This window comes from Deltaproteobacteria bacterium (assembly GCA_022340465.1).
In the GTDB taxonomy this organism is placed as follows: domain Bacteria; phylum Desulfobacterota; class Desulfobacteria; order Desulfobacterales; family B30-G6; genus JAJDNW01.
The window spans coordinates 22523-44804 of the sequence record JAJDNW010000051.1 but is presented as its reverse complement, the minus strand read 5'-3'; the positions used below and the strand labels follow the sequence as shown (position 1 = coordinate 44804).

Here is a 22282-nt window from a genome sequence, read left to right as displayed (position 1 = left end):
TGGCCGGCGACACGGCGGCCACAGGCCAATACCCTCTTTCCCCTGATCGAACCGAGATAACGAGCGCATTCCCCGCAGCTTGCTGCAGGGAAGCGTCAATCGGGGCACGATATCGACAAGCGGTACGGGGGGGGATTAAGGTGGACAAACCAGTGCCGATCCTGTATACGCATTTTTAAACCTGCCCGGTGAAGCACGGCGCTTCCGGGAGGTGAAAACGTGCAGATCATTCCTTGCCATCGAGGTGTCCGGAAATGCAGACGGTCTTTACGCCCAAACTCACCGTTTTTTACTGTATCAACAGTTTTGTCGAAACCAATGCCTTCCTAGGACGCATCAAACCGCTGGCGGACGTATCTTTTGTAAAAATGCCCTGTTCCAGCATGGTTAAGGACGTTTTTCTGCTGCGTGCCTTCGAAGCGGATGCTGATGGCGTGGCCGTTCTGGTGTGTCCCGAAGGGCAATGCCGCTTCATCGAGGGGAACATCCGGGCTAAGAAGCGCGCAGCCTTTGTGCGCAACCTGCTGGACGACATCGGTCTGGACGGGCGGCGCCTGGGGTTGTTCAACGTCAAACCCGGCGATGAAGACCTGGTGATGGAGATTGTCGAGAAAGTGGTGTCCGGCTTGAAGGAGCTGGGCCCGAGTCCGGCCAGGTCGGCGGCGGTTTAACAGCCTATTGAAATCCTGCTTCGGCGGGCCGGGCCAGAGAAATTTGGCTGGGCCGGTAATAGGGGGAATAAAATTCCAAGCACCAAATCCGAAATCCTGAACAACACCCTTCCAGGGTGAGACCAATGCCGGGCCCCATGGGACCGGGCATCTACGTGGAGACAGCCCATGATTGTAGGAGAACAAAAACCCATCCAAGAGATCAAGACGATGGTCGCGCCGTACAAAAAACTGCTGGTTCTCGGGTGCGGGACGTGCGTGAAGACCTGCTTTGCCGGCGGTGAAGACGAAACGGCGGTTCTGGCATCGGCCCTCAGGCTGGCATCGCGCAAGGAGGGACGGGAAATCGAGGTGGAAGAGCTGACCGTGGAAAGACAGTGCGAGGACGAGTTCATCCAGGAGGCGGCGCAAGCCATCTCACGATGCGAGGCGGTGCTTTCCCTGGCCTGCGGTGCCGGGGTGCAGGCCATTGCCCGCAGGTTCGTGACCAGCCCGGTATTGCCCGGCGTCAACACGACCTTTATCGGCGTTCTGGAAAAGCAGGGGCTTTTTACCGAAGAATGTTCGGGTTGCGGAAACTGCAAACTGGCCCTGTTCGGGGCCGTTTGCCCGGTAACGCGGTGTGCAAAAAAGCTGCTTAACGGCCCCTGCGGTGGATCTCAGGGGGGCAAGTGCGAGGTAAACCCCGATACCGACTGTGCCTGGCAGATGATTATCGAACGCTTGAAAATTCTGGGGCAGCTGGACAATCTGCGCGCCTATGTGCCGCCTAAAAACTGGTCCACAAGCACTTCCGGGGGACCCCGAAAACTGGTCAGAGAGGATCACGTCATATGAAAACGGAACCCGCAAGCAGGTTGGAGCGGCTGCTCAGGGCCGGTGAATTTGCGGTCACAGCCGAGTGCGGCCCCCCCCGCGGAGGCAACCGCGAGGTCATCGTCCAAAAAGGGGGACTGCTGCAGGATGCGGTGGACGCCCTGAACGTGACCGACAACCAGACCGCTATTGTGCGCATGTCCAGTATCGCCGCCTGTACACATCTTTTGAACATGGGGTTGGAGCCGGTCGTGCAGATGGTGACGCGCGACCGCAACCGTATCGCCTTGCAGTCTGACATTATGGGCGCCTACTCCTTGGGGATCAGGAACATTCTCTGCCTGAGCGGGGACCACCAGTCCTTCGGCAGTCAGCCGGACGCCCTGAACGTGTTCGACATCGACTCCATGCACCTGGCGAGGGCGGTGAGGGAGATGCGCGACACCGGCCGTGACATGAGTGGTTTCGAACTCGACGAAGCACCCGATATGTTCATTGGCGCCGCCGCCAACCCTTTCGCTGACCCGTTCGAATACCGGGTGATCCGGCTGGCCAAGAAAATCGATGCCGGTGCTGATTTCGTCCAGACGCAGTGCGTTTACAACCTCGACCGTTTCAAAGAGTGGATCGGACTGGCCCGGGAGGAGGGCCTGACCGAGAGGGTTCACATCCTGGCCGGGGTCACGCCGCTGAAGTCGGCCGGTATGGCCACCTACATGAACGAGCGGGTGGCGGGGATGGATATCCCGGAAGCGGTCATCCGGCGCATGGCCGGCGTGCCCAAAAAGGAAGCCCCCGCCGAAGGCGTGAAGATCTGTCTCGAGACCATCGCCGAACTGAGGGAAACAGAGGGGGTTCACGGCATCCACATCATGGCCATCGAGTGGGAGGAAATCGTCGCCGAGATTGTCGAAAAAGCGGGTCTATTACCGAGACCTGCATAGATTTTTTGATAGAAATCCGCGTAATTCGTGCAATCCGTGTCGAAAATTATCTGCCTTTGTGCTCTTGTGGTTGAGATTAAAAACCATGGAATAGATCATGCCCAAAAAATACCACATATCCGTTCAAAAGACCGAGCCGCGGTTTCATCCCATCGGCAAATACGCCACGGTGGAATTTCGGGAGGACTGCGCCGGAAGCTGCCGTCAATGCGTGAAGAAACGGTGTGTTTACAACATCTTCAAGGAAAACGTGCTGCACATGGCCGCCATGGAGGAGCCCGAGTACCTGTACACCTGCCAAAGCTGCTTCCGGTGTATTCAGGAGTGTACGCGGGGTATTTTTTCGCGGGCGATCAATCCGGAGTACAGGACCCTGGGAGACGCGTACTGGCGGGCGGAGCTCATTCATCGCCTGTGGTATCAGGCGCACACCGGGAGTATTCCCGTATCCGGCGCAGGATACCGGGGCCCCTTTGCGGCACCCGGGTTCGACGCCATGTGGACGGACATGTCCGAAATCGTGCGTCCGACCAGGGACGGGATCCACGGCCGGGAGTACATCAACACCTGCGTCGAGCTTTCCAGGCGGGTGACCCCCTTGACGTTCAACGACGATCTCACGATTGCGTCCGAACTGCCCACAATCCTGGAGGTGCCGCTGCCCCTTTTGCTGCGGCTGCCCGCAGATCTCGTTCAGAACGAGTCCATCCGTCTGGCCGCCGCGGCGGCGGCCGAACGTCTCGGCACCCTCATGTTCGTGGCGGCGGATGACGTGACGCCGGCACTGATGCCTTACGCGGATTTTCTGATCCCTTCCTTCGAGGCTGAAAAAATGGCACTGTTTGAAGCGGTCATCCGCCGCAGCCGGGCCGTCGAGATAGCGATAAGACCGGGCAAGGAAACCGTTTTAACAGATATACGGCGCCTCAATCCGGACATAACGGTGCTTGCCAGGCTTCCTCTGGACGCCGGCGCAGCCGAGAGGGCGGTAAGCCTGACGCGTGCCGGCATCGACAGCATCACCCTTTTTGCCGATGATCACGGCCGGGAGATTCATGCGGACCATCCGAGATTCCTCAAAGACCTGATCAGGGAAGTCCATCTGAAGCTGGTGGACGACTGCCTGCGCCAGCAGGTCAACCTGGTTTTCTCGGGAGGCATCTCCATGGCCGAACATGTGGTCAAGGCCATGCTGTGCGGTGCCGACGCGGTGGAAGCGGATGTCGTTCTGATGCTGGCCCTGGAGTGCCGCCTGTGCGGGCGCTGTCGGGAGGAGCTGCCGTGTCCCGTCGCCCTGGAACCCGGCGTGGATCGGGACTGGGGCAGCCAGCGCATCGTCAACCTCATCGGGGCGTGGCACAGTCAGATCATCGAGATGATGGGGGCCATGGGCATCCGCGAAGCCAGGCGGCTTCGGGGTGAAATCGGACGCTCCATGTGGTTCGAGGATCTGGAAAAGGAAAATTTCGGGCCCATCTTCGGCGAGCGTGTCGTCCCGGGCCCGTGAAAAGGAGAATGACCCATAAGGAGAATGACCCATATTGAACGACTAATAGCCAATGTCCGGGTCGCTGGCGCTGTGTGTAGCCCAGGGCTTTAGCCCTGTGAAAGCGTGATCACTGGGCCTCGGATATTGATTGTTGAACCGAGATAGCGAGCGCATTCCCTGCAGCTTGCTGCAGGGTAAGCGAGCGAATCATAATTGATAGAATTCCTTACGGTGAAGATTCCCCTTAAGCTTGATGCGGGGAGTGTTCAATATTTGGAAGACGTGAATGGTTAATATTGATGAAAGTTGTTTCACAGCGGAATAGCAAATGAACAATCAGAATCACGAAACAGCCCTTCCGGAGGTTATCGAAGCGCCGTCCAGGTTCAGGAACACCATCGGCAAGTACAGCATCCGGCGCAGCCTCGCCAAGTGCGTTTCCTGCGGCCTGTGCGCGGAATTGTGTCCCTATGGCGTGCATCCCAGGTATGAGGTCTACAACAGGACCCTGCGCCCCCGTGAACACAAGTGCATCGGATTTGCGTGCAGAAAGAACGACTACTACTGCATCGACCGCTGCCCGGAGGGGGCCCTGACCCTGCGCCTCAATCCCGTTCTCGAAACCCTGGGCGACTACCGCTGGACCGACGAGATGCTCATCGCCCACTGGGAAATGGCCGAAACCGGCAGCCTGCCGCTGGTGGACCTCGAATACAATGTGGGCAATTCCGGCGGGGGCTTCGACAAGATCCGCTTCAGGCACTTCGATCCCGGGGCGTATCTCGATATCGACGACGCGGCTATCGACACGCGCCTGACCCTCAACAAGAGGGGAGACGGGCGGCCTGCGAAAACGCTTTCCCTGCCATGCTACGGCGGCGGCATGTCCTACGGGTCCATGGCGCTCAACGCGCTGGTGGGAAGGGCCAGGGCCGCCAGGACGCTGAACTCCCTGACCTGCACGGGCGAGGGCGGGTATCCCGAAGCGTTCGTTCCCTACAAGGATCACGTGATCACCCAGGTGGCCACTGGCCTGTTCGGCGTGCGCGAAGAAACCATCCTGCATGCACCGGTAATAGAGTTCAAGTATGCCCAGGGGGCCAAGCCGGGCCTTGGCGGGCACCTTTTGGGCGACAAGGTCACGCCGGAAGTGGCGGCCATGCGCGAGACGGTTGTGGGGAATTCCCTGTTTTCCCCCTTTCCGTTCCACAGCGTCTACTCGGTGGAGGATCACAAGAAACACGTGGACTGGATCAAGGAGATCAACCCCAGGGGGCTCATATCGGTGAAGGTGTCCACACCCACCGATGTCGACATGGTTGCCGTGGGCAGCTACTACGCGGGCGCCCACATCGTGCACATCGACGGCAGCTACGGGGGAACCGGCGCGGCGCCGGACATCGCCAAGAAAAACATCGCCATGCCCATCGAGTACGCCATCCCCAAAGTGCACAATTTCTTAAAGGCGGAAGGGGTTCGGGAGAAGGTGTGCCTCATCGCCAGCGGCGGCATCCGCAACGCCATGGACACGGCCAAGGCTATGGCCCTGGGGGCGGACGGTGTGGTCATCGGCACGGCCGACCTGGTGGCTCTCGAGTGCGTGCGCTGCGGCAATTGCGAGAGCGGCCGGGGATGTGCCCGGGGGATTGCCTCGACAGACCACGAACTGGGGCAGATGATATCCGAGGCGTACGCCGAGCAGCGGCTGGTCAACATGTACATGGCCTGGCGCAAGCAATGGTGCGAACTGCTGCGGTGCCTGGGCATGCGCAGCATGCGCGAACTGACCGGGCGATCGGATCTTCTGGTCCACCTCGATTATCTCGAAGCGGAAGAAAGGACCACCTATCAGCCGGCGCCAACCGGGAATACGATAATTTAAGAAAAGACAATACCTACTAGGCTGGCCATACTGTGACATTATCGTTTAAAATTCAATGGTCATTTACTTCGTGCCATTCGATTCGCTGGCATTTATCGTATGCTTTGGGTAAAGGGAAAAATGCTTCAATAATTCACGAAAACACGAAATGCTGAAAGCACGAAACGATCATGGCTGTTTTTCGTGTTTTTGCCCTTTCGTGCTTTCGTGATTAAAAACCTGAATTGAACTCAGGAAGAATTAATCTTGGTGCCTCTTGGTGCCTTTGTGGTTTGGTGTTTCAGATAAACATTCATCCTTGTGTCCGGAAAAAAAGATGCCAACAACTAGGAAAAGTTTAATCGACAGCATCGTCGCTTCGAGACCCAGACAGGCCTCCGGCAGTGGCGCCCGGAAAAAGCAGGCCGAGGAGGGGGGGTGCGGCGTAACCGGGTTCATCAGTTCGATACCGATAAAAGGCCGCCACATTTACGAACCTTCCATCCAGATGCACAATCGCGGCAACGGGAAGGGCGGCGGCATTGCAGCGGTCGGGCTGTCGGCAGACGATTTGGGGGTGAGTCAGGAAGTCCTGGACAGTCACTACATGCTGCAGGTGGCGCTGTTGAACCCCGAATGCAGGAAGGCCGTCGAGGAGCGGAACATCGCGCCCTTTCTCGACATCCACAAGGCTGAACCCCTGCCGACCGTCGATGACTACCGGGACATTGAGGGCCTCGACGTGCGCCCGCCGGATGTCTGGCGCTATTTCGTCCGGGTGAAACCGGCCGTCCTCGACCGTTTCGCCGCGGACAACCGCCTGCAGTACCTGACACGGGAACGGGCGGAGGACGAATTCATCTACCGCAACTCCGCCGACCTCAACCAGACATTCTATGCCTCTCTCGGCGAACAGCAGGCCTTCGTGCTCTCCCATGCGCGGAACCTGATGATTCTTAAAATCGTGGGCTATGCCGAAAAGGTGGTCCAGTACTACCGGCTGGAGGATTTCAGGGCACACGGCTGGATAGCGCACCAGCGTTATCCGACCAAGGGGCGCGTCTGGCACCCGGGCGGAGCGCACCCGTTCAGCGGGCTGGACGAAGCCCTGGTCCACAACGGCGATTTCGCCAACTACCATGCCGTCAGCGAGTATCTGAAGCAGTACCGCATATACCCCCAGTTTCTCACGGACACGGAAGTCTCCATCCAGCTGTTCGACCTGTGGAACCGCACCTTCGAATACCCCTTGGAGTACATTATCGAGGCCATGGCGCCCACGACCGAGCATGATTTCGACCTTCTGCCTCCGGAGAAGCGGCAGATCTACCGCTACCTGCAGTCGGCCCACATCCAGGCATCGCCGGACGGCCCCTGGCTGTTTATCATCGCCCGCAACAATCCCTACGAGAACTGCTTCCAGTTGCTGGGCATCACCGACACCTCCATGCTGCGCCCCCAGGTTTTCGCCCTGCAGGAGGGCGAGGTGCAGATCGGCCTGGTGTGTTCTGAAAAACAGGCCATCGACGCCACGCTGCAGAGTCTGGCGGCCGAAGACAGCCGCTTCTGCCCGGTGGCGGACGTCTACTGGAATGCACGGGGAGGCAGTGCCTCCGACGGGGGGGCGTTTATTTTTTCGGTGCAGGACCATCCCGACGGCAGAGGCGGCAAGGTGCTGTCGTGCACGGACAAGTTCGGCAAGGTCGTGACCGTTCCGGCCGGGCAGCGGCATTACAATCCCGCCATCGACGCCGGCGCATCCGACGCTGCGGACGCAATCGAAGCCCTCATCCAGGAAAGCCTGGAGAACGAGTGGGAAACGGTCCGAGACGTCGCTTTACAGCACATGCCGGCCTGGGATTTCAACGCGCTGCATCACTTTTGCGATGTGCTGGGGGCGGGCGCGGTGAAAAACGACAGAGCCAAGGCCAACGCCATCGAGGTGCTGACCTGCCTGAACGACCGCCGCTACGGCACGGGGTCGAAAAAGCGCAGTTCGGTTCTTCACCTGATCAGGGAAGCGCTGACCGGGATCTTCGAGGCCACGCCGGGCATCGGCGGGGCACCTGCCGGCAGGTACGCTTACATAAATCGGGCGTTGCGGGATGACCTGCGCGGACCGCAGAGCGAAGAGCGTACGCTGGTGCTGAACGCCGGGGCCTTTCCCCCCGAAGGGGACGCATGCGACGCGCGGTTGATCTGCGACGCCTACGGACTCGGGTGGCGGGAGTTCATCTGCTTCGGCTACAGGGGACAGCGTTTTACCGGCTGCGGGTTGTCCAAGGACACCCGGGATGTGCGCATCGACGTGTACGACAGCTCCGGCGATTACCTGGCCTCCGGCATCGACGGCCTGCAGCTTTTCGTCCACGGCAACGCCCAGGACCAGGTGGGACAGATCTTGAAACAGGGAAAACTGGTCATCTACGGCGACGTGGGCCAGACCTTCATGTACGGGGCCAAGGGCGGGGAGGTATACGTCATGGGCAACGCCGCCGGCCGCCCGCTGATCAACGCGGTGGGGCGTCCCAAGGTAGTGATCAACGGCACCTGCCTGGACTACCTGGCGGAAAGCTTCATGGCCGGGAATCCTCTGGACAACGGTGGATTCGTGGTGCTCAATGGGCTTTCCTTCGACAACGGCGGCGGGTGTGTCGAGCAGGCGACCCCCTACCCGGGCTCCAACCTGTTTTCCCTGGCATCCGGCGGAGCCATTTATATTCGGGACCCCCGGCAACAGGTGGTGGACGAACAGCTCAACGGAGGAGAAATCGTGGACCTGTCGCCGGAGGACTGGGCGCTGATTCTTCCCTACCTTGAGGAAAACGAAAGGCTTTTCGGCATTTCCATCGAAAAGGACCTCTTGACGGTCAACGGCACGAGGCTGGATTACAGCCGGGTCTACCGCAAGGTTCAGCCGGCGGGCATGGCGGTGTTGGCCGCCGCTTCCACGGAAGTCGAAGAGTACGGCGAGGATTGGCAGCCAGGGAGACACGAGTAGGGTTTATTCCGGTTTCCTTTGGGAGCACACGGCCATCCGGGCTAGTTTAACCTCGGTCTCGGACTGGCACTTCACGACGGCGAATTAGAAACAAATGGTGAAGATAAGAAAGCGCTGGGATCGAGGCTGTTATTTCGCATCCCTGTAGAACTCGGGCTGTTTATTACCGACCATCACGGCCTGTCGATCATGTTGGATCATGTATCCAACGCGTATTTAGCCTCTCCCAATGAAGGGCTCGACACGATCGGTTTTCGTTATACCTACCGTTTTTGAGATTTTCCCTTTTTTTTGCAAAATTTCAAGATAGATGATATCCGCAACGCTGAGAATGGCCATAAATCGTAACGGACACCCATGCATGCCTCGTAATAAAAAGAAAAAATTCTACGCGGTCGCTGTCGGCAACACCCCGGGCATCTATACCGAATGGTATGGAGATAACGGTGCCGAAATTCAAGTCCGTGGATTTTCAGGGGCTGTTTTCAAAGGATTCACGACCAGGAAAGAAGCGGAAGATTTCTTTAGGGAAAATGAGGGCAAGAAATCGAACAAGGTGAAACCGAAGGCGTCCCCCACCAAACCGAGGGCATCTTCTACCAGCAAACCCGCAACAAAACCAAAGACAGCCTCCGGGGACGGCGGTATCGTTATCTACACCGACGGCGGCTGCTCGCCAAGCAATCCCGGCCCCGGTGGATATGGTGTCGTTATTATGAGAGGGAAGAAAAAAGTGAAGGAACTCTCGGGCGGCTACCGGTTCACAACCAATAACCGGATGGAATTGATGGCTTGTATTGTGGGGCTGGGTTTCCTTAAAAGGCCGTCTAACGTCATCCTCCACAGCGATTCGAAATATGTCGTCAATGGGATCACCAAAGGGTGGGCCGAGAGGTGGAGGGCTAATGGCTGGATGAAAAATAAAAGAGAGGCCGCTGTAAATCCGGATTTGTGGAAAAAATTGCTCGAGCTTTGTGAAAAGCACGATGTCAGGTTCGAGTGGGTGAAAGGGCATGCCGGGAATATGGGCAATGAGCGGTGTGATCAGTTGGCCAATATGGAAGCTGCTAAGAAACGATTGCCGGCGGATAAGGGTTATGAGAAAAAGGGGGCGTGACCGGTCGGAGAGCCAGAATAAGGCACAACGGTTGCCGGGGCGGCATCCCCCCTCGGCCGGCAGGCTTTTACCTTGTTATCGGTTATAGGTCCGATTCTTTTTTACCTTATTTCACGACGTAACACGTAATCACGCTACACCGAGACAAGCGTGGAGATGTCCTTCCATTCAATCTTCAAACTGGGAATCTTGTAGCCGAAGATGTCCTGGGTGGTCTTTTCGGCCGGGACGCCTCCCAGACGTTCGTAAAATCGAATCGCCTTCCAATTGCTTTCGAAGACCCAGAGATAGGCGGTTCGATGCCCCTTCCGCAGTAATGCTTCGGCAGCCTTTTTCATCAGGCGTGAACCGATCTTTTTCGACCTCGAAAGCGGCCTGACGTGGAGGTTGTCTATGTAGGGGGCCGGCCGGCACCAGACCGCAATGAAGCCGGCCAGTTCATCCGCCTCCGCCACCAAGACCAGACCGTTGTCTCTAAGGTCGGTCTTTTGCCAGTGCCGGCTCAGCACCCGCTCGATGGGGTCGCCCAGGAACACCGCCGGTAGCATATGGCGATAGGCGTCCCTCCAGCTTTGCACGTGGATTTTCGCAATTCCCGGCAGGTCCAAATCGGTGGCTGGTCGTACCTTCACATTGGTTGGCCCCAATTTTACAGACCGCTCAGCTCAGGTCGGAGCAGGCGTTGAAAACGGCTTTTTCTCCCGTGGAATAGTAGGTGATCGGCGCGTTGTCCTGGTCAACGACGAAGACGTTGACCATGTCGCCTTCCCGGGGGCCGTCCGTTCGCAGCGGTGTGCTTTGCGCCAGCTTCCAGGCAAGACGCCAGGTGGTGACGTCCGAATCCAGGGGGGCGGCCTTTTCACCCGGGGAGTACTCGGTAATCCAATCCGATCCCTCACGCCGCTGCAGGCAGACACGGAACCCCTTTTTCTTTTGCACCCAGTTTTCATCGATCAGTTGCATGGCTTCGGTTATTTTCATGGGGTCCTCCTTTATATCTCATCGGCGTCGCTGACAGCGCTGAAAGACGCTTCCACGGCGTTTGGCCCGGTCGGCTCACCGGGAGCTGTTTCCGGATCTGCGTCGATCAGCTGCAGAGGGGTTTCGTGGAATACACGGATGGCCTGGCGCCGGCCGGCCAAGGTTATTTTTTCCCTGTCCATGGCTGCCAAAAACTTTTCCAGCAGGTCGCACTGGGTCACCCAGAACTTGGCGTTTTCAACCCAACAGCGGGCCCCTATCTTGACGCAGCCGTCCACCAGGTTCAGTACGTAAACAACGGGCCTGGCGGGTTTCAGCAGCGCGCGGGGGTCTTCGATCATGATGGCCTCCATGAGCTGCTTGGTTCTGAGAATGTCCCTGGCGTGACGGATGGGGATGTCGATTTTCAACCTGCGGGTGGGGGTGAAATGGTAGTTGATGACAAAGTCATTGAAGATTTTCGAGTTGGGAATGAACACCGTCTTGCCGTCGAAGGTCCGCATGCGCGTGTGCACCATGGTGGTGGCTTCGATCTTTCCCAGGAGGGCGCCCACCTTGACCGTGTTGCCCACCTTGAAGGGCAGCGTGGGCAGGTAGGGACGTAGGACCAGAAGGACAACGATGACTCCCAGGGCCACCAGGACAATCAGGCGGAAAATGTTGCGGCTGTCGAAGCCGATCGTGATCAGAGCCGCTGAAAGGATAAAGACCAGTGACAGGATATAGACGATGCCGAAAATGGTGGTGGCGCGCACGCGGTCTTTGGCCTTTTTGTCCACAAAAGCCTTAAGCTTGCGCATGACAAATTGAAGCAGGAGCAGCCCCACCACGAGAACCACCATGGCCTGCACCATATCGGCGCCGTACTCGGTCAACACGTGCCCCAGGCGTTCTACTTTCGACGCAATTTCGTTTTGCATGACGTCTCCTTTAACCCAAGGTTTTCAGTTTGTTAGGTATTTACACGGTAATTTCCCAAATGGCAACAGCATAATGACAATTCGGATGGAATCCTCCCGCAGCTTGGCCCGGGGCGGCGAGCCTATCGGAAAAGATAAAATGACAATTTTGTGTATAAAATCGCATTTTCATTACAAATATGTAATTTGCCGCCCGAAAAACCAGGGGTGTTCTTCCTGGCCGACACCATTGGATCCCTGGCATGTCGCGAACCGCACGCGATGTTTGTGATCTGGTATGGTTTTTGCTCTTACATACCGTGCGACGGAGAGCCATTGCCCCCCAGAACGTTCCGGATTTGCTAAAATTAGAAACATTTTTTGAATGGGTTTTCATTCAAATGTCCTCCCTCGACGCGTCAAAGGTGATCACATCTACGATGGGCGGTTTCTAATGAAAGGAGAAAAATAGAGCATGTGCCGCTTATTTGCAATGTCTAGTGAAATACCTGTTTCTCCGATGGTTGCCATGCAGGCCATGGATGTCATGCGGGAGGGCCACGACGGTTCCGGCGTGGGTCTCTTCCTGCGAGATTTGGGCGGCCCTTTCGAGGACATCAAGGACGCCCCCATTCTGTCCGGTATTTTTACTGACAGTGGATTGAAGCGCCTGGATGCCTTCATGATGGATATCGGATTCATGACCAAGTACAAGATTACCATCAAGGTGCCAAAAAAACGGCCGCTGGATATTCCCAAACGTGACGTCTACCTGATCCGGGCCTACGAATACCCGGAAGAGTGGGAGGACCTCCAGTGGGAGGATCTGCAGGAAAAATTGCTGAGCATCCGTCTGCAACTCCGGGCCATGGGCGAGGAAAAGGGAGACATGATCGTCTACTCTTTCTGGCCGGACGTGATTATGCTCAAGGAGATCGGCGACCCTATGACGGTGGCCGACTACCTCAAGCTGGACAGAAAGGAACTGGAAGCGCGGGTAATCATGGCGCAGGGGCGTCAGAACACCAACTATGCCATCAACCTTTACGCCTGCCATCCCTTCTTTATCCAAGGCTATGCCACCATGACCAACGGCGAAAATACGGCTTTTACGCCCATCAAGGAATTTCTGCTGTCACGCAATTTCGAAGGATACACCGGCTACCAGTCGGATTCGGAAGTGTTCACGCATATCCTGCACTACGCGGCCACCAAGCTCGGCCTGGGTATCGAGGCTTACAAGCACATCATCACGCCGCTGCAGGACAGTGACCTGGCGGGCCGCCCCGATGCCCCCCTGTTGACGCACCTGAAGCAATCCTGTCGCCGCTTGATTATCGACGGCCCCAACTGTGTCATCGGCTGCCTGCCGGATCACTCGCTGTTCATGCTTCAGGACCGGAAAAAACTGCGTCCCGGCGTGGTGGGCGGGCGTCCCGGCAGATACGCCTTTTCCTCCGAAATATGCGGGCTGGACGCCGTTATCCCGGACCGGGACAGAGAAAAAGATTTTCAACCCATGCACCTGGACACGGTCATCGTGGGCCCGGAGCGACAGGAGGTCGAGATATGTACCCAGACAGACCCATTGCCCCTTCCTCATTGAGCGTCAAGGATCTGCCCTGGCAGATTCAGTGGAGCAAGGACAAATGCACGCTGTGCGGCAAGTGTACCGCTGTCTGCCCGGTCAACGCAATCGAGTTGGCGGCGTTTCGAAAACGCCGTGTGAAAACGACGCTGGAGCCCGCGGGGGCGTCGACGAATACGTTCGACGTGTATCACGGCATCAGGCAGCTGACCGAGCCCGCGTATGCCTGTGTCGGATGCGCCATGTGCAGCATGGTGTGCCCCAACGACGCCATTATGCCCCTGCGCAGCGATGAGCCCGACAAGTTGCGCTACCACGTGAACAGGGGCGGACAGCCGCGTCGCCGGGGGGGGCGGCGGAATGTCGCCGGCGGCATCCTGGACCAGCTGAAGTTTATCCGCATTTCCATGTTGACCGACCCGGCACTGGATGCCGGAAGGCATGAATTCGAATTGAAAACCCTCCTGGGAAGGGTGCTGCCACCGGAGGAGAACCTCAAATTTTTAAGCGAAAACGGCTGGATTCCGCCTATCAGGGAGATCTATCCGTTGATCATAGGCGGCATGTCCTTCGGGGCGCTTTCTCCCAACATGTGGGAAGGGTTGCAGATGGGGGTGGCGTATCTCAACGAGGAGCTGGGCATGCCGGTGCGCATCAGTACCGGTGAGGGCGGCTGCCCCCCGCGGCTGCTGCGGTCGCGCTTTTTAAAGTACGTGATCCTGCAGATTGCCAGCGGTTACTTCGGCTGGGACGAGATCATTCAGGCCATTCCGGACATGCAGGAAGACCCCTGCGCCATCGAGATCAAGTACGGGCAGGGGGCGAAACCGGGCGACGGCGGACTCCTCATGTGGCACAAGGTGAACAAACTGATTGCCGCCATCAGGGGCGTCCCCCCCGGGGTCAGCCTTCCCAGCCCGCCGACGCACCAGACAAAATACTCCATCGAGGAGTCCGTGGCCAAAATGATCATCTCCATGTCCATGGCCTGGGGGTTTCGCGTGCCGGTCTATCCTAAAATTTCGGGAACCTCCACCGCCCTGGCGGTGTTGAACAACCTGGCCCGCAATCCGTATGCCGGCGGTTTGGCCATCGACGGAGAGGACGGCGGCACCGGCGCGGCCTACAACGTGTCCATGAACCACATGGGGCATCCCATAGCCAGCAACATCCGGGACAGCTATCTGAACCTGGTGACGGTTGGCAAGCAGAACGAGATTCCCCTGTTCGCCGGAGGAGGCATCGGAAAGAGCGGCAACCTGGCCGCCAACGCCGCAGCCCTGATCATGCTGGGAGCCAGCGGGGTGCAGATTGGAAAGTATGTCATGCAGGCGGCCGCCGGGTGTCTGGGGAGCGAATCCGACCGCTGCAACATCTGCAACATCGGGCACTGTCCCAAGGGCATCACGTCGCAGGACCCCCGGCTGTATCGACGGCTGGACACCGAGAAGGTGGCGGAGAGGGTCGTCGATCTTTTCCTGGGATTCGACACCGAACTGAAAAAAATAGTGGCACCGCTGGGAAGGTCCACATCGCTGCCCATCGGGATGTCGGATGCCTTGGGCATATCCGACCAGGCTGCGGCAGAAAGGCTGAGTATTCGCTATGTTGTTTAAAGACCACGAAGGGTATTCTAGTATATTTTCCGGCTTGCCGCAAATGGGCGACAGCAATCGCCGGATAACCGGTAAACGGTAGGATCGAATAGGCGGAGATTAAAAATGAATTCCGACGACCAACCACACGTGTTTTCAGGTCAGCACCACGGCCGGCGCATCGCATCCCGTGTTTTGGAAGAGCATATCCAGGAGGCCGTCAGGGAGGGCAAGCGTTCCCTGATGGTGCATGCCTTCGGGCAGCACGGTATCGGCGGGCGGTTGCGGTGCAGCGACGGAGAAGCCGTCCATGTGAACATCCAGGGACACCCCGGACAACGGGTGGGGTCCATGGGGTATCCCAACACCCACATCAAGGTCATGGGACCGGCTTCGGACGATGTGGGCTGGCTCAACACCGGCGCCGAGATCACCGTTCACGGTCATGCCTCCAATGGCGTGGCCAATGCCATGGCCCAGGGCAAGATTTACGTGGCCGGCAATATCGGCGCCCGCGGCATGACCATGACCAAACACAACCCCCGTTTTGCTCCCCCCGAACTGTGGGTGCTGGGGTCTGCCGGGGACTACTTCGGAGAGTTCATGGCCGGCGGCATAGCCGTCATCTGCGGTCACGCCCCCCAGAATGCCGGGAATGTTCTCGGGTACCGCCCCCTGGTGGGCATGGTCGGAGGCAAGGTTTTTCTAAAAGGCCCACACGGCGGGTTCAGCCAGACGGATGCCAAGATGGTCCCCATCGGGGACGGGGACTGGTCCTGGCTTCAGGAAAACATGCAGTTGTTTCTGGAAAAGATCGGTCGCATCGAACTCAAGCAGGAGATGGGTCGCCGCGACGAGTGGCAGTTGCTGCGGGCCCGTCTGCCCCACGAGAAGACCTCGGCGCAAAGGCGTTCCATGGCGCAATTCAGGCAGGATGTGTGGGACCGGGCCCTCGGTGTGGGGGGGCTGGTGGGGGATCTGACCGATGTCGACCGCAGCCCGATTCCCGTGATCACCCGTGGGGACCTGCGCCGCCAGGTGCCTGTCTGGGAAAACGGCCAATATATATCGCCCTGTCAGGATGCCTGCCCCACCGGAATACCCGTGCAGGCGCGCTGGCGCATGGTGCGGGAGGGCCGTGTCGACGAAGCGGTGGATATGGCCCTGGCCTACACGCCGTTTCCGGCGACCGTTTGCGGGTACCTGTGTCCCAATCTTTGCATGCAGTCGTGCACCAAACAGTCGGCTTTCATGACGCCGGTGGACATAACCGGACTGGGAAAGGCCAGCATCGATGCCAACCTGCCGGAATTTCCCGCATTGAACGGTAAAAGGGTGGCGGTGGTCGGCGGTGGGCCGGCCGGCATCTCCATGGCATGGCAGCTGCGGCTTCAGGGGATCGAGGCCGTCGTTTACGACGCTACCGCGGTTCTCGGCGGAAAGGTCGCTTCGGTGATACCAAACAGCCGTATTCCAAAAGCGGTTGTGGCAAAAGAGCTGGAACGCATTCAGGAGGTCATACCGCATGTTCATCTGCAGCAACGGCTGACCGCAAAAGACACCGAGGCGCTGATAACGGATTTCGATGCGGTGGTCATAGCGGCAGGCGCCCGGAAACCCAGGCTGCTTAACATCCCGGGCAAGGAGCGCATGATCGGCGCTCTCGAATTTTTAAGCAATGCCAAAAAGGGAACGCTAAAGGTCGGCACCCGTGTGGTTGTCATCGGTGCCGGCAATGTCGGCTGCGACGTTGCTACCGAAGCCGCCAGGCTGGGAGCCGATAAACTGACCCTTCTGGATGTCCAGACGCCGGCCTCCTTCGGCAAAGAGCGCGAGGACGCGGAAGCCGCCGGCGCCGAGTTCAGATGGCCCGTGTTCACCAGCAAAATCACCGCCAAGGGAGTCGTCCTGGAAGGCGGTGAACTGATTCCGGCGGATACCGTCGTTGTTTCCATAGGCGATGTGCCCGATTTGGCATTTCTTCCCGAGGACGTGGCCGTGGAAAAGGGCCATGTGAAGGTAGATGCGTATTTTCAGACAACCAACCCCAAGGTGTTTGCCGTAGGCGACATCGTCCGCCCGGGGCTGCTGACCGATGCCATCGGCGCCGGTCGCAAGGCCGCCGCCGCCATCGGGGACATCCTGGAAGGGAAAAGGCCGTCCGCCACCCGGAAACAGGTCATCGATATTGAACGGGTTTCCATGGCCTACTACGATCCCAGGATAACGGCTTACGAGGACCTGAGCCAGTGCGGCAGCCAGTGCGCTTCCTGCGGCCAGTGCAGGGATTGCGGCATATGCGTGGCCATGTGCCCGGAGTCGGCCATCAGCCGCATGGAAAAGAGCGGGGATGCGTTCGAATATGTGGTGGATGCGTCACGGTGCATCGGGTGCGGTTTCTGCGCCGGCGCGTGCCCCTGCGGCATCTGGAATCTGGTCGAGAATACCCCTATCGAATAAGACTGTTTAAGGGAAAAAATTGAAAGAACCACGAAGGCACAAAGGGCACAAAGGTGTTTCTTTGTGCTTTTGTGATTATTTTAGAACCAACAAACCGGAACGTCGGTAATCGAACTGGCGGATTTCGGTTGATTTGGATGCCAGATGTGTTAAGTGAGCAGTAAAAATGCTGCGCATTTTTTACGTAACGCGGCTTGGCCGCTATTTTTTTTTATCCGTTTCCACTGCAGCTTAACGCTTTGTTCCCCTTGCCCCTTTGCGGTTTGAAATGGCAGGGGACGTGTTGAATGGAACTGACCGATGAAAGCATTGCTGGCGCTTGAAGACGGCCGTACCTTTGAATGCCGCTCCTTTACGGGACCGGGCGAAATGGGCGGCGAGGTTGTGTTCAATACCAGTATGACCGGGTATCAGGAGGTATTGACCGATCCTTCCTACAGCGGTCAGATGGTAACAATGACCTATCCCCTGATCGGCAGCTACGGGGTCAATCCCGAAGACGTCGAATCGGACAGGATTCACGTGTCCGCGTTTCTGATCCGTGAATATCAGGCTTTTCCCAGCAATTTCAGATCCACCGCCACCCTGGCGGACTATCTCAAGGCGCACAACGTGATCGGTATCGAGGACCTCGACACCCGGGCGCTCACGCGACACATAAGAAACGGCGGCGCCCTGCGTGCCTTCGTCACGACAAACGACCTGGACCCCGCGTCCGCGGTCGAGAAGGCTCGCCGGGTACCCAGCATGGTGGGCCAGGACCTGGCAACGGGCGTCTCCTCGACCAGGCCCTACCGTTGGATCGACGGCAGACCGTCTCCCGTCGATGACGCGCAGCAGTCTCTGGACGAAGGGGTCTGGCGGTACAGGGGAGAGAAGCTGTCCGTCGTGGCCTTCGATTACGGCATCAAATACAACATCATCCGGAATCTTACCAACAGGAACACCGAGGTCGTCGTCGTTCCGGCGTCGACACCTGCCGCCGAGGTACGCCGCATGAACCCCGACGGCGTGTTTTTGTCCAACGGCCCCGGGGACCCCGAGCCGGTGAGCTATGCCGTCGACACCATTCGTGACCTGATCGGCTACAAGCCCATATTCGGCATCTGCCTGGGCCACCAGCTGCTGGGGATCGCCCTGGGGGGAAAGACCTACAAGCTCAAATTCGGCCACCGGGGCGGCAATCAGCCCGTGAAAAACCTGGCCACGGGAAAAGTCGAGATCACCTCCCAGAATCACGGTTTTGCCGTGAACATCGAAAGCCTGGCCGGTGAGGATGTGTCCATCACCCATGTCAACCTGAATGACGACACGCTCGAGGGATTCCGCCACAATGCGCTGCCCCTTTTGGCCGTTCAGTACCACCCAGAAGCGTCTCCCGGGCCCCACGATGCAGGTTATCTTTTCGATGAATTTGTGGATATGATGCAAAAAGAACGAATCTGATCTGCTGTAAAAGAACCAGCGTTATGCCGCATTGCAACCTAAAACGGTAAAACTGAAACGAACAATGCCCAAACGGACAGACATAAAAAAGGTACTCATCATCGGGGCCGGTCCCATCATTATCAGCCAGGCATGCGAGTTTGACTATTCAGGAACCCAGGCCTGCAAGGCTCTGAAGGAGGAGGGGTACGAGGTCATCCTCGTCAACAGCAACCCCGCCACCATCATGACCGATCCGGAGATGGCGGACAGCACATATATCGAACCGGTGGTACCCGACGCTGTGGTCAAAATCATCGAAAATGAAAGGCCGGACGCGCTGCTGCCGACCCTGGGCGGGCAGACAGGACTCAACACGGCGGTGGAAGTGGCCAAGACCGGGGTCCTCGAAAAATATGGTGTGGAGATGATCGGGGCGTCCCTGGACGCTATCAACAAAGCCGAAGACAGGGACCGGTTCCGCAAAGCCATGGCACGCATCGGCCTGCGAATTCCCAACAGCGGCATTGCCACTGACATGGATCAGGCGCGGGAGATCGCGGCGGATATCGGCTTCCCCATCATTGTCAGGCCCAGCTTTACCCTCGGCGGCACCGGCGGCGGGGTGGCCTACAACGCGGACGACCTGGAAATCATGGCGCGGGCGGGCCTGAATGCAAGCCTGATCAATCAGGTGATGTTGGAGGAGTCCGTCCTGGGCTGGAAAGAATACGAACTGGAGGTGATGCGGGACCACAACGACAATGTGGTGATCATCTGCTCCATCGAAAACATGGATCCCATGGGGATCCATACCGGTGACAGCATCACCGTGGCGCCGGTCCAGACCCTGAGCGACAGGGAGTACCAGGTCATGCGTGACGCCTCCATCGACATCATGCGCGAGATCGGCGTCGACACGGGCGGTTCCAATGTTCAGTTCGCCATCAACCCCGAGGACGGCGAGATGGTGGTGGTGGAAATGAACCCGCGGGTTTCACGCAGCTCGGCCCTGGCTTCAAAGGCCACCGGCTTTCCCATCGCCAAGATCGCTGCAAAGCTGGCGGTGGGCTACACGCTGGACGAAATTCCCAATGACATTACCGGGGAGACCCTGGCCTCCTTCGAGCCGACCCTGGATTACTGCGTGGTGAAAATCCCGCGCTGGACGTTCGAAAAATTTCCGGAAACCGAAGATTTCCTGACCACGGCCATGAAGTCCGTGGGGGAAACCATGGCCATCGGCAGAACCTTCAAGGAGGCCCTGCAGAAAGGGCTGCGGTCCCTCGAAATCGGCCGTTTCGGATTGGGTGCGGACGGCAAGGACTTCATTGAAGACGACGGGCAGAAACCCGGCATAACGGAGATCAAACAGCAGCTGGCCATCCCCAATTCAAAGCGCATTTTTTTCCTTCGCTTGGGCCTTCAGGCCGGTTTGACCGTCGAAGAGATTTTCAACCTGACCAAAATAGATCCCTGGTTCATTTACCAGATCCGTCAGATCGTCGAGATGGAATCCCGCCTGGTGAAGGAGGGGGGGCATATCAGGTCCCTGGCCCGGGACCCCATGGCTACCGGGCCGGATGCAGATGCGGGCCATGCCCTGCTCAAGAGGGCCAAATCCTGGGGGTTTTCCGACGTTCAGCTGGCGCATCTTTGCGGTGTCGAGGAAGACCTGATTGCCGCCTGCAGAAAAAAAAGGGGTCTCCGGCCGGTCTACAAACTGGTCGACACCTGTGCCGCCGAGTTCAAGGCAGCCACCCCCTATTACTATTCCACCTACGAGAGCGAGAGCGAAGCCCGGGTTTCGGATCGGAAGAAAGTGATTATCCTCGGCGGCGGGCCCAACCGCATCGGTCAGGGAATCGAATTCGACTACTGCTGCGTGCACGCCTCCTTCGCCCTCCGCGAGGAGGGGGTGGAGAGCATCATGGTGAACAGCAATCCGGAGACCGTCAGCACCGATTACGACACGTCGGACAAGCTTTATTTCGAACCGTTGACCAAGGAGGACGTCCTCCATATCGCCGAGACCGAGAAACCTTTGGGCGTGATTGTTCAATTCGGCGGCCAGACCCCGCTCAACCTCTCCGAATCCCTCCACGCGGCTGGGGTGCCCATCCTGGGGACCCAGCCGGACAGCATCGACCGGGCCGAGGACAGGGAGCTGTTCCAGACCATGCTGAAAAAGCTCGGACTGGTTCAGCCGGCCAACGGTACGGCGCTGAGCATCGAGGAGGCGGCAGCGGTTGCGGACGCCATCGGTTTCCCGGTGGTTGTAAGGCCTTCCTACGTGCTCGGAGGGCGGGCGATGAAGATCGTGTACGACCGGCAGGAGTTGGAAAGCTTTGCCCGGCTGGCTATTCTGGCGTCTCCCGGCTATCCGGTTCTCATCGACAAATTTCTGGAAGATGCCATCGAAATGGACGTGGATGCCATTTCAGACGGCAAAAAGGCGGTGATCGGCGGCATCATGGAGCACATCGAGGCCGCCGGTGTCCATTCGGGGGACTCTGCCTGCGTATTGCCGCCCTACACGCTGAAAGCCGCCATGCTGGAAGAGATATCGGCCGCCACCAAAGCTATGGCGTATGAGCTGAATGTCATCGGGCTGATGAACGTCCAGTACGCCATCAAGGACAACCGTCTTTTCGTGATAGAAGTCAATCCGCGGGCCTCCCGGACGATCCCTTTCGTGAGCAAGGCCACCGGCGTTCCCCTGGCGAAAATAGCCACCAAGGTCATGCTGGGCAAAACCCTAGACGAACTGGGCGTGGCCACGGAGGTGGTCCCCGATTATATTTCCATAAAAGAAGCGGTGCTGCCTTTCGACCGGTTTCCGGACGTGGACACGCTGCTGGGACCCGAGATGAAATCCACCGGAGAGGTCATGGGCATCGATTCCCATTTCGGCGGGGCTTATGCCAAGGCTCAGCTGGGGGCCGGTATGAACCTGCCCACCCATGGGACGGTTTTTATCAGTGTCAAGGACAGTGACAAGCCGGCCGTTTTGTCGGTGGCCTCCCAATTTCACAAGATCGGTTTCAACATCATATCCACAAGCGGGACGTCGGATTTCCTGAGCAGAAACGGCATTCCCAACGAGGGGGTCACGAAAGTCTCCATGGGGCGCCCCAATGTGGTCGACGCCATCAAGAACGGCAAGATTCAGTTTATCATCAACACCGGGGTGGGGGACACCTCCAAGAAAGACGGCTACACCATCAGGCGGTCCGCTCTGAAATTCAACATCCCCTATGCCACAACGATTTCAGGCGCCCTTGCCATGTGCAGGGGGGTCACGGCGCTGCGGGACAAGGCGTTTTCCGTGAAGACGATTCAGGCCTATCATGGTTGACGCGGAACATCCGCTTCACCATTGAAAATACAGCACGGCAACGATGTTTTGGGCAATTGTAGGAGAAAATTTCAACA

The 22282-nt window shown here is 58.1% G+C and carries 16 protein-coding genes; 13 read left to right on the top strand and 3 right to left on the bottom strand.

Annotated features, from left to right (window positions below; genetic code table 11):
* Positions 1 to 254: 254 nt before the first annotated feature.
* From LJE94_08300 to rnhA, 8 genes are all read left to right on the top strand, one after another.
* Positions 255 to 671 carry a hydrogenase iron-sulfur subunit gene (locus tag LJE94_08300; GenBank protein ID MCG6910109.1) on the top strand — a complete coding sequence of 139 codons (417 nt, stop codon included), beginning with the start codon at positions 255 to 257 and terminating at the stop codon, positions 669 to 671.
* Positions 672 to 839: 168 nt separating this feature from the next.
* Positions 840 to 1508 (top strand): methylenetetrahydrofolate reductase C-terminal domain-containing protein, encoded by a 669-nt coding sequence (locus LJE94_08295; GenBank protein ID MCG6910108.1) that lies wholly within the window; start codon positions 840 to 842, stop codon positions 1506 to 1508.
* On the top strand, positions 1505 to 2431 hold the full coding sequence (locus LJE94_08290; GenBank protein MCG6910107.1) for a methylenetetrahydrofolate reductase: 927 nt from the start codon (positions 1505 to 1507) through the stop codon (positions 2429 to 2431). Before LJE94_08295 ends, LJE94_08290 begins: the two co-directional genes overlap by 4 nt.
* Before the next feature lie 97 nt (positions 2432 to 2528).
* Complete coding sequence (locus LJE94_08285; GenBank protein MCG6910106.1) at positions 2529 to 3938, top strand: hypothetical protein; 1410 nt, start codon at positions 2529 to 2531, stop codon at positions 3936 to 3938.
* A 310-nt stretch (positions 3939 to 4248) separates the two neighbouring features.
* Positions 4249 to 5802 (top strand): alpha-hydroxy-acid oxidizing protein, encoded by a 1554-nt coding sequence (locus LJE94_08280; GenBank protein MCG6910105.1) that lies wholly within the window; start codon positions 4249 to 4251, stop codon positions 5800 to 5802.
* 316 nt (positions 5803 to 6118) lie between these two features.
* Positions 6119 to 8782 carry a glutamate synthase gene (locus LJE94_08275; GenBank protein MCG6910104.1) on the top strand — a complete coding sequence of 888 codons (2664 nt, stop codon included), beginning with the start codon at positions 6119 to 6121 and terminating at the stop codon, positions 8780 to 8782.
* 63 nt (positions 8783 to 8845) lie between these two features.
* Complete coding sequence (locus LJE94_08270) at positions 8846 to 9058, top strand: acyloxyacyl hydrolase (GenBank protein MCG6910103.1); 213 nt, start codon at positions 8846 to 8848, stop codon at positions 9056 to 9058.
* A 34-nt stretch (positions 9059 to 9092) separates the two neighbouring features.
* Positions 9093 to 9899: a ribonuclease HI gene (rnhA, locus tag LJE94_08265; GenBank protein ID MCG6910102.1), complete on the top strand. Its 807-nt coding sequence runs from the start codon at positions 9093 to 9095 to the stop codon at positions 9897 to 9899.
* A 134-nt stretch (positions 9900 to 10033) separates the two neighbouring features.
* On the opposite strand, the gene LJE94_08260 is transcribed toward rnhA, so the two are convergent.
* The 3 genes from LJE94_08260 to LJE94_08250 are packed head-to-tail and all read right to left on the bottom strand — an operon-like array spanning position 10034 to position 11800.
* Positions 10034 to 10531, bottom strand: a complete 498-nt coding sequence (locus LJE94_08260) for a GNAT family N-acetyltransferase (protein ID MCG6910101.1) — start codon at positions 10529 to 10531, stop codon at positions 10034 to 10036.
* A gap of 28 nt (positions 10532 to 10559) precedes the next feature.
* Positions 10560 to 10880 carry a hypothetical protein gene (locus LJE94_08255; protein ID MCG6910100.1) on the bottom strand — a complete coding sequence of 107 codons (321 nt, stop codon included), beginning with the start codon at positions 10878 to 10880 and terminating at the stop codon, positions 10560 to 10562.
* 11 nt (positions 10881 to 10891) lie between these two features.
* Positions 10892 to 11800: a mechanosensitive ion channel family protein gene (locus LJE94_08250; protein MCG6910099.1), complete on the bottom strand. Its 909-nt coding sequence runs from the start codon at positions 11798 to 11800 to the stop codon at positions 10892 to 10894.
* Between the two features lie 454 nt (positions 11801 to 12254).
* Here LJE94_08250 and LJE94_08245 point away from each other — a divergent pair, with 454 nt between their 5' ends.
* The 5 genes from LJE94_08245 (at position 12255) to carB (ending at position 22205) form a co-directional block, all read left to right on the top strand.
* Positions 12255 to 13385 (top strand): glutamate synthase, encoded by a 1131-nt coding sequence (locus tag LJE94_08245; GenBank protein MCG6910098.1) that lies wholly within the window; start codon positions 12255 to 12257, stop codon positions 13383 to 13385.
* Complete coding sequence (locus tag LJE94_08240) at positions 13349 to 14983, top strand: 4Fe-4S binding protein (protein MCG6910097.1); 1635 nt, start codon at positions 13349 to 13351, stop codon at positions 14981 to 14983. Before LJE94_08245 ends, LJE94_08240 begins: the two co-directional genes overlap by 37 nt.
* A 105-nt stretch (positions 14984 to 15088) precedes the next feature.
* Positions 15089 to 17422 (top strand): FAD-dependent oxidoreductase, encoded by a 2334-nt coding sequence (locus tag LJE94_08235; protein ID MCG6910096.1) that lies wholly within the window; start codon positions 15089 to 15091, stop codon positions 17420 to 17422.
* A gap of 300 nt (positions 17423 to 17722) precedes the next feature.
* A complete protein-coding gene (carA, locus tag LJE94_08230; protein ID MCG6910095.1) occupies positions 17723 to 18868 on the top strand; it encodes a glutamine-hydrolyzing carbamoyl-phosphate synthase small subunit in 1146 nt (381 codons plus the stop codon).
* A 64-nt stretch (positions 18869 to 18932) separates the two neighbouring features.
* A complete protein-coding gene (gene carB / locus LJE94_08225; GenBank protein ID MCG6910094.1) occupies positions 18933 to 22205 on the top strand; it encodes a carbamoyl-phosphate synthase large subunit in 3273 nt (1090 codons plus the stop codon).
* Positions 22206 to 22282 lie beyond the last annotated feature (77 nt).